Raw genomic sequence first — 14,254 nt, 5'->3', positions numbered from 1 at the left:
GCACCCTGACAGGTTCGACGCTTCCTTTTCTTCGGGCGCCGCGCCATGGTGTCGAGGATGGCGAGGTCCGCCAAAGCTCGGCCGGCGGTGGATCCGCTCGGCGGGTTCCACGAGGCGTCGCGCTCGTGGTTCCGCGCCGCGCTCGGGGAGCCGACGCTCGCGCAGGCGATGGCGTGGCCGCACATCGCGGCGGGGAAGACCACGCTCCTGCTCGCGCCGACCGGATCGGGCAAGACGCTCGCCGCGTTCTTCTCCGCGATCGATCGGCTCGCCAACGCGCCCGAGCCCGAGCCGAAGAAGCGGCTCAAGGTCCTCTACGTCTCGCCGCTCAAGGCGCTCGCGGTCGACGTCGAGCGGAACCTGCGCGCGCCGATCGTCGGCGTCGCCGCGGCCGCGGGCCGGCTCGGCGCTCCGATGCGGCAGCTCGAGGTCGCGGTGCGCACCGGCGACACGCCCGCCGCGGATCGCACGAAGATGCTGCGCGCGCCGCCGGACGTGCTCATCACGACGCCGGAGTCGCTCTACTTGCTGCTCACCTCGTCGCAGCGCGAGATCCTCACGTCGATCGAGACCGTCATCATCGACGAGATCCACCAGATGGCCGCGAGCAAGCGCGGCGCGCACCTCTTCCTCTCGCTCGAGAGGCTCGAGGCGCTGCGGCGCGGCGTGGGCGTCGACGTGCCGCTCCAGCGCGTGGGGCTCTCCGCGACGCAGCGGCCGCTCGAGGAGATCGCGAAGCTCCTCGGCGGCGCGGAGGCGCGCGGGAAGAAGGTGACGCCGCGGCCGGTGGAGATCGTCGACGCGTCGGCGAAGAAGACGCTGTCGATCACGGTCGAGGTCCCGCCGCCGCTGCCGCCGGTGCTGGAGGAGCTGCGCGGACCGCTCGACGACCTGGAGGAAGAGGAGGATCAGCGGAGCATCTGGCCGCAGGTGCACGCGCGGCTCGTCGAGCGCGTGCGGATGGCGCGGTCGACGATGATCTTCGTCAACAGCCGCCGCCTCGCGGAGCGCCTCGCGACCGCGCTCAACGAGACCGCGGGCGAGGAGATCGCGCTCGCGCACCACGGCTCGGTCGCGAAGGAGACGCGGCGCGCGACGGAGGAGCGGCTCAAGGCCGGCAACCTGCCGTGCATCGTCGCGACGTCGAGCCTCGAGCTCGGGATCGACATGGGCGCGGTCGATCAGGTCATCCAGGTCGAGGCGCCGCCGTCGATCGCCTCCGGCATCCAGCGCATCGGCCGCGCGAGCCACCACGTCGGCGGCGTGCCCTCCGGCGTGCTCGTCCCGAAGCACAAGCACGACCTCCTCGCCTGCGCCGCCGCCGCGACCGGGATCGAGGACGGCGACGTCGAGACCACCTACTTCGCGCGGAACCCGCTCGACGTGCTCGCGCAGCAGATCGTCGCGATCGCGGCGATCGGGCTGGCGGGACGGAGCGGCGCGAAGCGAAGCGCGCGGAAGAAGAAGCGCGAGGACGAGCACGTCGTCACCGACGTCGAGGCGCTCTGGGACCTCGTGCGCGGCGCGGCGCCGTTCGCGGACCTGCCGCGATCGAGCTTCGACGGCGTGCTCGACATGCTCGCGGGGCGCTACCCGAGCGACGAATTCGCCGACCTCCGCCCGCGCATCACGTGGGACCGCACCGCGGGGACGATCGCACCGCGCGCCGGAGCGCAGCGGCTCGCGATCCTGAACGGCGGCACGATCCCGGACCGCGGGCTCTACGGCGTGTTCCTCAAGGACGACGCAAGCGCCGACGGCGAGGTCGCGAAGGGATCGAGCAAGGGCAAGACGTCGCGCCGCGTCGGCGAGCTCGACGAGGAGATGGTCTTCGAGCTGCGCGAGGGCGAGGTGTTCCTCCTCGGCGCCTCGTCGTGGCGCGCGGAGGAGATCACGCGCGATCGCGTCCTCGTGACGCCGGCGGCCGGCATCCCCGGCAAGATGCCGTTCTGGCACGGCGATCGCGCGGGGCGCACGGTGGCGTTCGGCGCGCGCATCGGGAAGCTCACGCGCCGGATCGCGGAGGCGAGAGGAGGCGCGATCGATCTCCTGAGGACGGAGCATCACCTCGACGGGCGCGCCGCGAACGACCTCGTGGCGTACGTCGCCGAGGAGGTGAAGACGGCGGGCGCGGTCCCGAGCGACAAGACGATCGTGGTAGAGCGGGTGCCGGACGAGCTCGGCGATCTCCGCATCTGCGTGCTGACGCCCTTCGGCGCGCGCGTGCACGCGCCGTGGGCGATGGCGGCGCTCGCGCGCCTGCGCGAGGAGCGCGCCGGCGACATCGAGGCGGTCTGGTCCGACGACGGCATGGTGTTCCGCGTGCCCGGCGGCGAGTCCGCGCCGCCGACGGAGCTCCTGCTCCCGTCGTCGGAGGAGATCGAGGACATCGTCACGCGCGAGCTCGCCGGATCGTCCTTGTTCGCCGCGCGCTTCCGCGAGTCCGCCGCGCGCGCGCTGCTCCTTCCGCGGCAGTCGATCGGCAAGCGCACGCCGCTCTGGGCGCAGCGGAAGCGCTCCGCCGACTTGCTCGCGGTCGCCTCGCAGTACCCCGCGTTCCCGATCGTCCTCGAGACGTACCGCGAGGTGCTGCGCGACGCATTCGATCTGCCCGGCCTCGTGGAGCTCTTGCGCGCGGTCGAGGCACGGAAGATCCGCGTCGTCACGGTGGACGCGCCGGCGCCGTCGCCGTTCGCGTCGTCGCTCCTCTTCGCGTTCGTCGGCAACTTCATCTACGACGAGGACGCCCCCGCGGCGGAGCGGCGCGCGCAGGCGCTGACGATCGATCACGCCCAGCTCCGCGAGCTCCTCGGCGAGGTCGAGCTGCGGAAGCTCCTCGATCCCGAGGTGGTGCTCGAGCACGAACGGATGCTCCAGCGCCTCGAGTGGCCGCTCAAGCACGCCGACGCGGTGCACGACGTGCTCTTGTGGCTCGGCGATCTCTCGGAGGAGGAGCTCGCGGCGCGCAGCGCGGAGCGCGAATGGATCGACGATCTCGTGCGGGCGAAGCGCGTCGTGCGCGTCCGGCTCGCGGGGGAGGCGCGCGTCGTCGCGGTCGAGGACGTCGCGCGCTACCGCGACGCGCTCGGCATCGTCCCGGAGCGCGGCCTCCCCGCGGTCTTCCTCGAGCCGACGGAGGGCGCGCTCGCGAGCCTCGCCGGGCGCTGGGCGCGCACGCACGGGCCCTTCACCGCGGAGGCGCTCGCGGCGCGATGGGGGATCGGCGAGGCCGCGATCGTGACCGCGCTCGAGGCGCTCGTCACGCGCGGCAAGCTCACGACGGGCGCGTTCCTCCCCTTGCCCGCCGGCGCACGCGCCGACGCGCCGCCCGAGTACGTCGACGTGGAGGTGCTGCGCGCGTTGAAGCAGAAGACGCTCGCGCGGCTGCGCAAGGCGATCGAGCCGGTCGCGCCGGAGGCGTTCGCGCGGTTCCTCGTCGCGTGGCAAGGCGCGGAGGGCGGCTCGCGTGGCGATCCGAGCAGCGTGCTGCTCAAGGTCATCACACAACTGGAAGGTTGCCCGATCCCCTTCTCGGTCCTCGAGCGCGAGGTGCTGCCCGCGCGCGTGCCTGGTTTCCGCCCGCACCACCTCGATCAGCTCTTCGCGACCGGCGAGGTGGTGTGGGCCGGCGTGTCGCCGATCGGATCGACCGACGGACGCATCGCGCTCTACCTCACCGAGCGCGAGGCGTTGCTCGCCGCGCCGCGGATCGACGAGCCGCCGTCGGGCCCCCTCCACGTCGCGCTCCGCGATCTCTTCGCGCGCCGCGGCGCCGTGTTCTTCGCCGAGATCGCGCGCACGATCGGCGGCTATCCGCGCGACGTCCTCGACGCGCTCTGGGACCTCGTGTGGAGCGGCGAGGTCACGAACGACGCGCTCGAGCCGCTCCGCAGCCTCGCGCGGAGCGGGGGCGACGACGTGAGCGGGCGCCAGCGCCGCCACCGCTTCCTGCGCTCGCGCGGCGGGCTGCCCGGCTCCGAAGGCCGATGGTCGCTCCGCTCCTCGCGCTGGGCGGAGACGCCATCGCCGACCGAGCGCGCGGCCGCGATCTCGCGCGCGCTGCTCGAGCGCTACGGCGTCGTGCTGCGTGAGGCCGCCGCCGCGGAGGGCCTCCCCGGCGGCTTCTCGTACGTCTACGACGTCTACCGCGCGATGGAGGAGCAAGGCCGCCTCCATCGCGGCTACTTCGTCGCCGGCCGCGGCGCGACCCAGTTCGCGCTCCCCGGCGCAGAGGAGCGCCTCCGTAGCGCGCGCCGCGCCGAAGACGACGAGCCGCGCCCCGTCGTCCTCGCGGCGACCGATCCGGCGAACCCGTACGGCGGGCTCCTCCCCTGGCCCGCTGCGCGCGGCCGCACCGCGCAGCGCGCGCCCGGTGCGCGGGTCGTCTTGCAGGAAGGGCGGCTCCTCGCGTGGATCGCGAAGAGCGGGCGGCACGTCGCGACGTTCTTCGCGGAGGACGAGCCCGCGCGGTCGCAGGACGCGCATCGGCTCGCGCGCGTGCTCGCCGAGCAGGTGCGCGTGATCGTCCTCGACACGATCGACGGCGAGCCCGCGCGCGACAGCCCGTTCGCGCCGCTCTTCGCGGAGCACGGGTTCGCGCGCCGTCAGGGCGAGCTCGTCCGCATCCCCGAGACGACCAAGTCCTTCGGCCGCGCGCGCCTGGGCGCCCGCCCCGACGTCGGCATCGACTTCGACTTCGGCGCGGAGGACGCGGAGGACGAGACCGCGAGCGACGACGACGCGACGTCGTTCGACACCGACTTCGAAGCGCTCGATGCCTGAGGGCGACTCGATCTGGAACCTCGCGGCGAAGCTCCAGCCGCTCGTCGGACGCGAGGTCGTCGCCTTCACCGCGCGAAAGCTCCCCGCCGCCGACACGAAGTCGCTCGTCGGCCGCACGGTGACGAAGGTCGAAGCCCGCGGCAAGAACCTGCTCATCCGCTTCGACGACGAGCGCGTCTTGCACGTCCACCTCCGCATGGAAGGCCGCCTCTTCGCCGAACGCCCCCGCTCCGCGTTCTACCGTCCGCGCACGACCGAGCCCGACCTGCGCCTCGCCGTGCGCGGCGTCCGCGCGATCGTCGGCACCAAGCTCCCGGTCCTCCGCGTCCTCCGCCCGAAGCAGGCCGCGCGCGCGGACGACCTCGCGTCGCTCGGCCCCGATCTCTGCGACCCGAGCTGGGACGCGGCCGAGGCGCTGCGACGCTTCCGCGCGCTCGGCGACCGCGCGATCGCCGACGCGCTCCTCGTCCAGCGCGCCGCGGCGGGGATCGGCAACGTCTACAAGTCCGAGGTCTGCTTCCTCGAGCGCGTCGCGCCGGCGGCGATGCTCTCCGCCGTGAGCGACGACGTCCTCCTCGCGCTCTTGCGCCGCGCGAGCGCGCTCCTCCGCCAGAACCTCCGCCCCGGACCGCGCACCACGCGCGCGGCGCTCCGCGGCCCGCGCCTCTGGGTCTACAATCGAGCGCACAGGCCCTGCTTCGAGTGCGGGACCCCGATCCAGCGCTTCATGCAAGGTCCGTCTCCCGGCCGCTCCACCTACTGGTGCCCTCGTTGTCAGCCTCTCGCCTCGCCCGCCTGATGTCCGAGCTCGACGCGGAGTTCCCCAAGTTCCGCATCCGGCACAAAAGGAACAGCAAGCTCCAGAAGGCGATCCACGTCGCGCTCGCCGCCCTCACGCTGGGCGGGCAACGCGTGTATCTTACACACTATCACACGGTGCTCTTCGGCACGCTCTGGGTCCCCGACTCGTGGGACGCGATGACGGACGACGACAAGTACATCCTCCTCCGTCACGAGCGCGTCCACCTGCGGCAGCGCGCGCGGATGGGCGACCTCGTGATGAGCTTCGTCTACCTCGTGCCGTTCTTCCCGCTCGGCCTCGCCTACGGCCGCGCGCGCATCGAGTGGGAGGCGTACGTCGAGACGCTGAAGGCCACCGCCGAGGTCTACGGCGTACAAAACGCGGAAGCGCTGCGTGATCACATCACGCAGCGCTTCACGGGTGCCGAATACGGCTGGATGTGGCCCTTCCCTCGTACCGTTCACCGCTGGTTCGACGAAGCGATGAGCGATATCCGAGCCGAAGCGGGTTAGCGGGTTAGCCGGTCAGCGGCTCACTTGCTCGACTCGATGAGGCTGCGGAGGTCGAACATGCCGGCGGAGATGGTCGAGGACTCGGCGCCCTTCGCGGTGGTGATCGAGTCGACGAGGCCCGCCTTGATGAAGCGCTCGCGCTTCACGAACCAGCTGGAGCGGACGTCGGTGTCGACCGTGAGCGCGACCTCGAGGTTCTGCGCGGGGACGAGGGTGAGGAGCGGGTAGAAGGTCGCGTGCTCGGCGTCGAGGTCGGCGTCGATACCGTCGGCGCGCTTCTTCAGGTCGTCGAAGAGGCGGGTCGCGGTGAGGGCGCGCTGGTGGGCGGCGGAGTCGATGACGGCGCCCTCGAGCATCTTGCGGGCGTCGCCCTCGACCGTGAAGCGGATCGCGAGGGGGTGCGAGACGAAGCGCTTGCCGGCGAGCGTCTGCGGGAGCGCCTTCTCCGCCGCCGACATCGCGCGGTAGTTCGCGGCGTGGGAGGTGAAGATGTTCGCCATCTGCTCGACCGTGCGGCCGGAGTCGGACTCGGCGGCGAGGCCGGCGCGGAGGCGGTCGTTCGCGTCACGGACCTCGCGGCGCTTCGCGTCCACCGCCGAGAGGTAGCCACGCATCGCGGCGAGGTAGTCGTCCTTCGAGCGCGAGGCGAGGATCTCGAGCGCCTTGTCGTCGAAGCGCGCCTCGGTCGTCACCGCGACGCCGGGGCCGGAGAGCGCGTCGAAGCCGTGGATGCCGGTCGACTGGAGCGTGAGCCGGATCTCGGCGGCCTTGCGGACGAGCGCCTTGAAGTCGGGGGCGAGGCGGGAGATCTTCGGCTCGATCGCGGCGAGGCCCTGCGTCTTCTTCCCGATGAACGCGGGATCGTCGAGGAGGCGGACGTTGCACTTCTCGTCCCAGTGCTTCGTCGTCGGGCCGGAGTCGCCGCCGCCGGAGCGGCGCTCCTCGACCGGGCACTTCTGCCAGAGCGTGCGCTCCATGTCGTTGCCGTAGACGTCGAGCGTGTCGACGACCTCCTGGCCCGCGACGCCGCGGATGAGCGCGTCGATGTTGTCGAGCGCGAAGTCGTTGTCCATGTGCTTGTCGGAGGAGAGCGTCTGGATGAAGAGGTTCGCCTCGCTCTTGAACGACGTCGGGCTGCTCTCGTCGATCGACTCGGCCGCGATGCCGGTGCGGGAGAAGCCGTGCTTGCGCTGGAACCAGCCGCCGTCCTTCGCGAGGTGATCGAAGAGGATCGACTTCGCGCCGTCCGGGGTCTGGAGGACGAAGGTGCCTTCGCGCTTCACGACCGCGCGGTGGTAGATGTTCATGCCGAGGAGCTCGAAGCCGAAGTTGCGCGTCGTCGTCGTCGCGGCGCGCACGGCGTCGAAGTCGGCGAACACGGCCGGCTCGCGCTGGTCGAGGTCGCGGTTGTACATCGCCTGCGCGAGGCGGAGGTCGAACTTGAGGAGCTGCTCGAGCGCCTTCTGCGTGTCGGCGCCGCCCTTGTCCATGTGGACGCGGAAGCGGGAGAGGCTGACGCGCGAGGAGCCGCTCGAGGCCGAGCCCGCGATCGAGAAGGAGAGGTACTTGTTGACCTGCTTCTCGACCGCCTTCTCGACGATGCCCTTGAGGCCGACGCGATGACCGCCGAGGTCGACGTCGCGGAGGCAGCTCTGGCCGTCGTCGCAGATCCCCTTGATCCCGAACTCGTCGCCGATGCCGGCGCGGAACGAGACGCCCTGGCCCTTCTCGACGCCGACGTCGACGACGACCTCGTCGCCCTCGAGGCGGACGAGCTGCACGTCGATCTGCCCCTTCACGACGCCGGCGACGCCGGCGGAGACGACGATGCGGTAGCCGATCGAGCCGGGGTCGGTGACGAAGATCGGGGCGCCGATGCCGAAGTTCGCGCCGAGCTGGCCCGCGCCGCGGAGGGCGAACATCTCGCCCGGCTTCATGCCCTTGATGTCCGCCATCGTGCGCGGGTAGACGAAGCCGCGGCTCGCCTTGACCGCCTCGAGCGGCGCGGAGAGGAGCGACCCGAGGCTCTCGTTCTTCGTCGCGACGATGACGCGCGAGGTGAGCGCCGCGTCCGCGTTGAAGCCGAGCGTGACGCTCGTGCCGTTGAAGCCGCCGGCGCCGAAGCTCCAGGACGGGCCGATGCCGGCCGAGGTCGTGAACGCGCTCTCGACGAAGAAGTCGTCGGCGGTCGACTCGAGGTGCTTGAGGCGGATCGCGTTGACCTCGGTGCCGAGCTCCTTCTCGCCGAACTGCGCGGCGAGGCCGCTGACGATCGAGTCGAGCGCCTTCACCTCGAAGCGGTCCGGGAGGACGAGGTTCGGGTCGGCCTTCGGCGCGAAGACGGAGGGAGCCTCGAAGCGGAGGCCGCCGCGGAGGGCGCCCGACGAGGTCGAGAGCGCGTCGTTGAGGCCGTCGGTGGCGAAGCCGACCGAGACGCGGGTGAGGTCCCCGAGGTCGAGGCGCTTGGCGTCCGAGAAGTAGGACTTCACGGAGCCGATTTCCCCCTCCGCGGACGCGACGTCTTCGTCGGTCTCGGCCGCGCAGGCCGCGAGGGAGAGGAGCGAGAGAGCAGCGAGGTGGCGGTAGGAGAGGGTCATGGTGTTGCCTACACCCAACTACACAACGCGTGCCTACCCGAATTGCGCATCATTTCGCGCTTTGCGTTTCAGATTTCTGGGTCCACCGAGCCATCGCCGATCCACCTCGTAGGATCCACACGGTACAAATTCAGTGACTTGGGAATCACTTCGGGGTTTGCGGCCGAAGTTGGATCGTCGGAACCCCACTTGTCAGGAGGGCCGAGCGGCGGTGGGATACTGGGAATGGATCCCTGGAGCCCGATCGCCGGCATCAGTCTCGAACGCTACGCGGAGCTCTCGGCCGAGGTGACGGGCGAGACGGATCCCGCGAAGCAGGCCGAGATCGTCGGGAAGCTCGGGGTCTCCGCCGCCGACTGGCAGGCGGCGACGAGCGGCTGGACGGCGCGGATGCAGGACCCGAGTCTCATGGGCCAGGTCGCGACGCGGTACATGCCGCTCTACCAAGCCGCGCTCGCGAAGAAGTCGGGCGGCGCGCCGCAGGTCACGTTCGACGACTACGTCGCGATGAGCGGCTGCGTGCCGGTGATGGGCAGGGCCGGAATGCTTGCACATTACAAGCTCACCGAGGCCCAGTGGACGATGATCGCGGGCCACTGGAACAGCGTCATCCCCACCAACCCGGCGTACATGCAGTACGGCGTGCTGGTCGAGCAGGAGGCCGCGCGGCTCCGCGCGGGCGGGCAGCCGAAGCCGCTCGGAGGCGGCGGCGCGGCCGCGGCCCCGGCTCCCGCGCCGGTCGCTCCGGCTCCGGCGGCGGCGCCGAACCCTTATGGCTACCCGCAGCAGCCAAACCCGTACGCGCAGCAGCAGCCCTACTACAACAACCCGAACTACCAGGCGCAGCAGGCGGGCGCCGCCGTCGGCAACGCGTTCAACAGCTTCGGCAACGCGCTCGGCTCGTTCTTCGACAGCGCGATCGGCGCGTTCAACCCGGGCTCGCGCGTCATCGTGACGTGGAGCGACGGCGGCCGCTACCCGGCCACCGTCACCCAGGCCCCGCGCAACGGGCAAGTCGAGGTCGGCTTCCCCGACGGCCGCCGCGTCTGGGTCCCCCAGCACGCGGTGATGGCGAACTACTGACGCGCGCAGCGGCGGAGGAGGCGCGCGCCGTCACTTCGCGCGCGAGTAGACCTTCACGCCGACGCGGCCGGCGCCCTTCGTCGCGACGGCGTCGAGCTTGTACGGGAGCGCGATCGGCGAGATCGGGCAGAGCGCCTTCGCGCCCGGCGCGAGGACCGGGAGCGCCTTGTCGTTCGCGCCGCTCTGGCCTGCCTCGACGTTGTAGAACGGCGGGCCGTAGAGCTTGATGTCGAGCTGCGTGACGGTGCCCGGCAGCGACGTGCCGATGATCGTGTAACACTTGTTCGGCTCGAGGGTGACCATCATGACGAGGTGGTCGCCCTCCTTCATCGTCTGGCGCCCCGGCTGCCCCGTCTCGCTCATCTTCGGCGCGCTCTTCGCGGAGGCGGTCGCGAGGAGCGCGTCGATCGCGACGTCCATCGCCTGCTCCGTGAGCGCCGGCGCCGGCGCGGCCCCGCCCGCGTCCTCGCCGGTGAAGAACGGCGGCGCCACCGGTCCGCCCGCGTCCTCCGCCGGCGGCGCGGTGATGACGCCCGCCTCGTCCGGCGGCGCTCCGGCGTCCTGCGCACCGACCGAGACGTTGACCGGCGGCGGGTTCGACTTGCACGCCGCGACGATCGCGGCGGCGAGGAGGACAGACGACGAGATCACGATCGTGCGGTTCATGGGCCGCGCTTATAACACGTCGACGGCGAGGCTCGCGCCACCGTCGATCTTCGGGGTGATCCGCGCCGAGAGCTTGCGCCAGGGACCGTTCCCGTCCGCGCGATCGGCCGCGATCATGCGCGACGTCGCGTCGACGAGCGACTGCGCCGCGTCGATCGAGCGCAGGTGGCCGGCGCTGTCGAGGACGGTGAGCGTGACGTGGAGCGGATCGACCGTGATCACGAAGAGCGCCTGTTTGTAGGCCGGCGCCGCCTTCGCGAGGCTGCTCAGCACCGTGGTGGCGACGGGGACGAAGATCGCGCGGGCCGGCTCGCGGATCTTCGTCGGCGGCTCGGTGTTCCGCCGCGCGGGCGGGTTGGAGAGGCCGACGACGGGCGGCGGCACCGAGAGCTGCCCCGCGACGAGCTCGCGCGGGCGCGGCGAGTCGAAGAGGCCGACGAGCTCGATGTCGACCGGCCCGCGCTCGACGTGGAGGCCCTGCCCGCCGGCGAGGACGACGCCGAGCCGCGCGAGGTCGAGCGCCTCGTCCTCGCCGAGCTCGGCGACGATGCTCATCGAGAGCTGCGCGACGCCGCGGTCGGCGCCCTCGCGCGCGATCGCCTCCGCGTGCGAGGCCGTCGCGCTGGTGGGGCGGCCCGCCCACGCCCAGCGGAGGAGCCGATCGCGCAGGGCGTAGCTCGCGACCACCTCGCCGTACCAGCGGCCGATCACCTCGCCGCGCCGGGTCTCCCACGTCACCATGCGCGTGACCGGATCCCAGCTCACGTATTCGCCGCGGTCCCGCCGCGAGACCTCTCGCTCTCGGAGCACGCGGAGCTCGCGTTCCAGGTCGAGCCCGAGCCGGAGGGTCTGCTCGTCGAGCGGCATGGTGTTGGGCGAGGCGCGCGCGAGGAACCGAGCGCTCCTGTCGAGCTTCTACCATCGTGCGGCGGATCCTTGTAGCGTAGCCGCATGTCGGCTCCCTCCCCCGCTCGTCGTCGCATCCCCCGCGCGCTGTTCGTCCTCGCGATCGTCGGCGTCGTCCCCACCGTCGCCAGCTGCAACAAGAAGACCGAGGTGGTCATCGTCGACGCTGGCGAGCCGCCGCCGCCGCCGCCGGAGACCCCGACCGAGCTCGTCCCGATCGAAGAGGAAGACGCAGGCGAGCCCGACGCCGAAGCGGCGGCGCCCTTCAAGGGACCGGCGGTGAACCCGAACGTCGCGCGCGTGAAGGCGTGCTGCAACGCGCTCGCGGCGCAGGGCAACCAGAACAAGAACTCTCCCGAGGGCCAGATGGTCCTGAGCGCCGCGGCGCAGTGCAACGCGGCGGCGGCGCACCTCGGCCCGAACGGCACCGCGCCGGAGCTCGCCGTCATGCGGCAGATGCTCGTCGGCAAGACGCTGCCGGCCGTGTGCCAGGGTCTCTGACTCCGAGTGCTAGGATGAAGGTCGCTTGAAGACCTTCGCTCTCTCGACGCTCTTCGTCTTCACCCTCGTCGCCGGCTGCTCGGGCGACGACACGCCGAGCGGGACGCCGCCGCCGGGCTCGAGCCCCGACGGCGGCCCCGGCGTGACCGGGATCGACACGTCCGACAAGATGCCCGCGCCGCAGGGCACGTGGACGAAGCCGACGAACCTTGCACACTACAAGTTGTTCGACGGCCGCGACGCCGCGATCGCGTACTTCGATCAGGCGCGCACGCGGGCCCCGAGCCTCGCGAACGACGAGCCGGTCCCCGCGTCCGACGCGCGCTACGCGTCGGTCGACGGGCCGGTGGACGAGATCTGGAAGGGTTTCCAGGCCGCTTACGCGCGCGACACCGAGGGGGTGCCGACCCCGATCGTGATCCTCGTCGAGGCGAGCGCGCCGGGCGCGTACGCGATCTACGACGACGAGATCGGCCAGTCGCCGAACGTCTTCATGATCCAGACCCCCACCCTCCCGCTCGGCGACGCCGCGCTGCGCGGGGTCATCGCCCACGAGCTCGCGCACCACGTCCTCAAGCACAAGTGGCCCGGCGTCGGCGAGAAGATCGAGCGCTGGTACGACCCGACCAAGGCGAAGGGCAACGGCTTCGGCTTCGAGCAGGCGAACGACGCGGCGCTCGCGGCGACGGGCACGAAGTACATCGTGTTCGCGACGACGACGGGCGACTACCCGCTCACGGAGTGGAACGGCTTCAGCCGCCCCGACGCCGGCATCGAGTACTACCGCGCGCTCATCCACGATCAGGCCAAGGCGAAGAGCGCGGCGCCGTGCGCCGAGGCGGAGGGGGCGCGCGATCAGCTCCTCCGCTTCGTCGATCCGCTGCGCTCGCGCGTGACGGGGACGCTCGTCGCGACGCCGGCGCAGCTCGGGGAGATCGACGCGTTCGCGAAGGCGTACGTCGCGAAGGAGACGACGTGCGCGAGCGCCCTCCCGGGCAAGTTCTTCGACGTCGTCGCCGCCGACGCGAACGCGACCGAGGCGGCGGTGCGCGCGCAGGCGTCGGCGGCGGAGATCGACGCGAACGACGGCGCGAGCAACGCCTACGACGCGATCGTCCGCCTGACGAAGACGTACGACGACTTCCTGCTCACCGTCGATCCGAAGACGATCCGCTACTACAGCTTCGAGGAGCAGGCCGACGACGTCTCCGCCGCGGTGCTGCTCGCGATCTCCGGTGATCCGCGCGGGCTCGCGACGTACCTCGAGCAAGGCGCTCTCGACGCCGCCGGCCGCGCCGAGTGCACCGCGCTCAAGGGCGCGGGGGAGCCGCCGTACGGCATCTTGAGCGATCCCCACCACGCGAACTGCTGGCGCGTGTGGCACGCCGAGAAGCTGATCGCTTACTTGCTCTCGAAGTGATCGAAGCCCTTGGCCCGCGGCGGCGCGCCGTCCACCAGCACCGCCGCGGCCCCGCGCGCGAGGACGGTGCCGATGCGCGTGAAGCCCGCGAGCGGCCCCGCGCTCGTCGCGAGGAGCGCATAGTCCTCCCCGCCAGCGATCGCGAGGTCGAGCGGCTCGCCCCCAACACGCGGCTCGCCCCCAACACGCGGCTCGCTCCCGACGCGTGGCTCGCTCCCGACGCGTGGCGGGAGCGTGAGCGTCGAGGAATCGATCGCGATCGTGACTCCGCTCGCGTCGGCGACGTGCGCGGCGTCGCGGGCGAGGCCGTCCGAGATGTCGACCGCGGCCGACGCGCCGGCGAGCGAGAGGCCGACGAGCGCGCGCGGCCGGCGCCACGCCGCGACGCACTCGGCGAAGCGAGGACCCTCGAAGACGCCGCGCTCGAGGGCGCCACGCGCGAGGGCGCCGCGCGCGAGGGCGCCGCGCGCGAGGACGGCGAGCCCCGTCGCGGCGAAGCCCACGCGGCCTGCGAGCCACACGCCGTCGCCTTCGCGCGCGCCGCTCCGCAGCACCGGGTGCGCGGTCCGGCCGAGGAGCGTCGTCGTGATCGAGGTCTCGGTGCCGCGCGCGAGGTTGCCGCCGACGACGACGGCGCCGATCGCCTTCGCCGCCGCGGCCTGCCCCGCGGCGAGGGCGGCGAGGTCGTCGTCGCCGACCGACGGCGCGAGGACGAGCGACGACAGCGCGGCGAGCGGAGCCGCGTGCATCGCGGCGAGGTCGCTCGCGGCCGCCATGAAGCTGCGCCAGCCGACGTCCTCCCACGAGAGCCACGCGCGGCGGAAGTGCGTGCCCTCGACCTGCGCGTCGACCGTCCACACGAGCCGCTCGCCGACCGGCTCGAGGACCGCCGCGTCGTCGCCGATGCCGACGCCGCTCGCGGGCTGACCGAAACATGCCGCGAGGAGCGCGACGCGCTCGGCCTCCGTTCTCACGATCTGCTCCC

Annotated in this window: 10 protein-coding genes; 6 read left to right on the top strand and 4 right to left on the bottom strand. The window is 72.0% G+C overall.

Translation table 11 applies throughout. The features are described from left to right. Window positions 1-57: 57 nt before the first annotated feature. Genes KF837_12140 through KF837_12130 form a run of 3 tightly spaced genes read left to right on the top strand, consistent with a single transcriptional unit; the run spans window position 58 to window position 6,096 of the window. The gene (locus KF837_12140; GenBank protein MBX3228061.1) at window positions 58-4,782 is read left to right on the top strand and encodes a DEAD/DEAH box helicase; all 4,725 of its coding nucleotides are present in this window, start codon (window positions 58-60) and stop codon (window positions 4,780-4,782) included. Further along, entirely contained in the window at window positions 4,775-5,581 is an 807-nt protein-coding gene (locus KF837_12135) for an Fpg/Nei family DNA glycosylase (GenBank protein ID MBX3228060.1), read from the top strand. The genes KF837_12140 and KF837_12135 overlap by 8 nt, the downstream gene beginning before the upstream one ends. After that, window positions 5,581-6,096, top strand: coding sequence for a hypothetical protein (locus KF837_12130; GenBank protein MBX3228059.1), 516 nt, complete (start codon window positions 5,581-5,583; stop codon window positions 6,094-6,096). The genes KF837_12135 and KF837_12130 overlap by 1 nt, the downstream gene beginning before the upstream one ends. A gap of 20 nt (window positions 6,097-6,116) precedes the next feature. Here KF837_12130 and KF837_12125 read toward each other — a convergent pair whose 3' ends face one another. Beyond that, complete coding sequence (locus tag KF837_12125) at window positions 6,117-8,693, bottom strand: hypothetical protein (protein ID MBX3228058.1); 2,577 nt, start codon at window positions 8,691-8,693, stop codon at window positions 6,117-6,119. A gap of 225 nt (window positions 8,694-8,918) precedes the next feature. Here KF837_12125 and KF837_12120 point away from each other — a divergent pair, with 225 nt between their 5' ends. After that, window positions 8,919-9,776: a hypothetical protein gene (locus KF837_12120; GenBank protein ID MBX3228057.1), complete on the top strand. Its 858-nt coding sequence runs from the start codon at window positions 8,919-8,921 to the stop codon at window positions 9,774-9,776. Between the two features lie 30 nt (window positions 9,777-9,806). On the opposite strand, the gene KF837_12115 is transcribed toward KF837_12120, so the two are convergent. Beyond that, window positions 9,807-10,442 (bottom strand): hypothetical protein, encoded by a 636-nt coding sequence (locus tag KF837_12115; GenBank protein MBX3228056.1) that lies wholly within the window; start codon window positions 10,440-10,442, stop codon window positions 9,807-9,809. Between the two features lie 9 nt (window positions 10,443-10,451). Next, complete coding sequence (locus tag KF837_12110; protein ID MBX3228055.1) at window positions 10,452-11,309, bottom strand: hypothetical protein; 858 nt, start codon at window positions 11,307-11,309, stop codon at window positions 10,452-10,454. Between the two features lie 84 nt (window positions 11,310-11,393). Here KF837_12110 and KF837_12105 point away from each other — a divergent pair, with 84 nt between their 5' ends. Together KF837_12105 and KF837_12100 are read left to right on the top strand one after the other, a co-directional pair. Continuing rightward, window positions 11,394-11,849: a hypothetical protein gene (locus tag KF837_12105; protein ID MBX3228054.1), complete on the top strand. Its 456-nt coding sequence runs from the start codon at window positions 11,394-11,396 to the stop codon at window positions 11,847-11,849. A 25-nt stretch (window positions 11,850-11,874) separates the two neighbouring features. Then, a complete protein-coding gene (locus KF837_12100) occupies window positions 11,875-13,269 on the top strand; it encodes a hypothetical protein (GenBank protein MBX3228053.1) in 1,395 nt (464 codons plus the stop codon). Here the strand turns inward: KF837_12100 and KF837_12095 are convergent. Continuing rightward, window positions 13,251-14,243 (bottom strand): thiamine-monophosphate kinase, encoded by a 993-nt coding sequence (locus tag KF837_12095; protein MBX3228052.1) that lies wholly within the window; start codon window positions 14,241-14,243, stop codon window positions 13,251-13,253. The two genes, KF837_12100 and KF837_12095, sit on opposite strands and share 19 nt — an antisense overlap. Window positions 14,244-14,254: the final 11 nt, after the last annotated feature.

The organism is Labilithrix sp., from assembly GCA_019637155.1.
GTDB lineage: Bacteria > Myxococcota_A > Polyangia > Polyangiales > Polyangiaceae > Labilithrix.
This window is presented reverse-complemented; position numbering and strand designations above follow the sequence as displayed.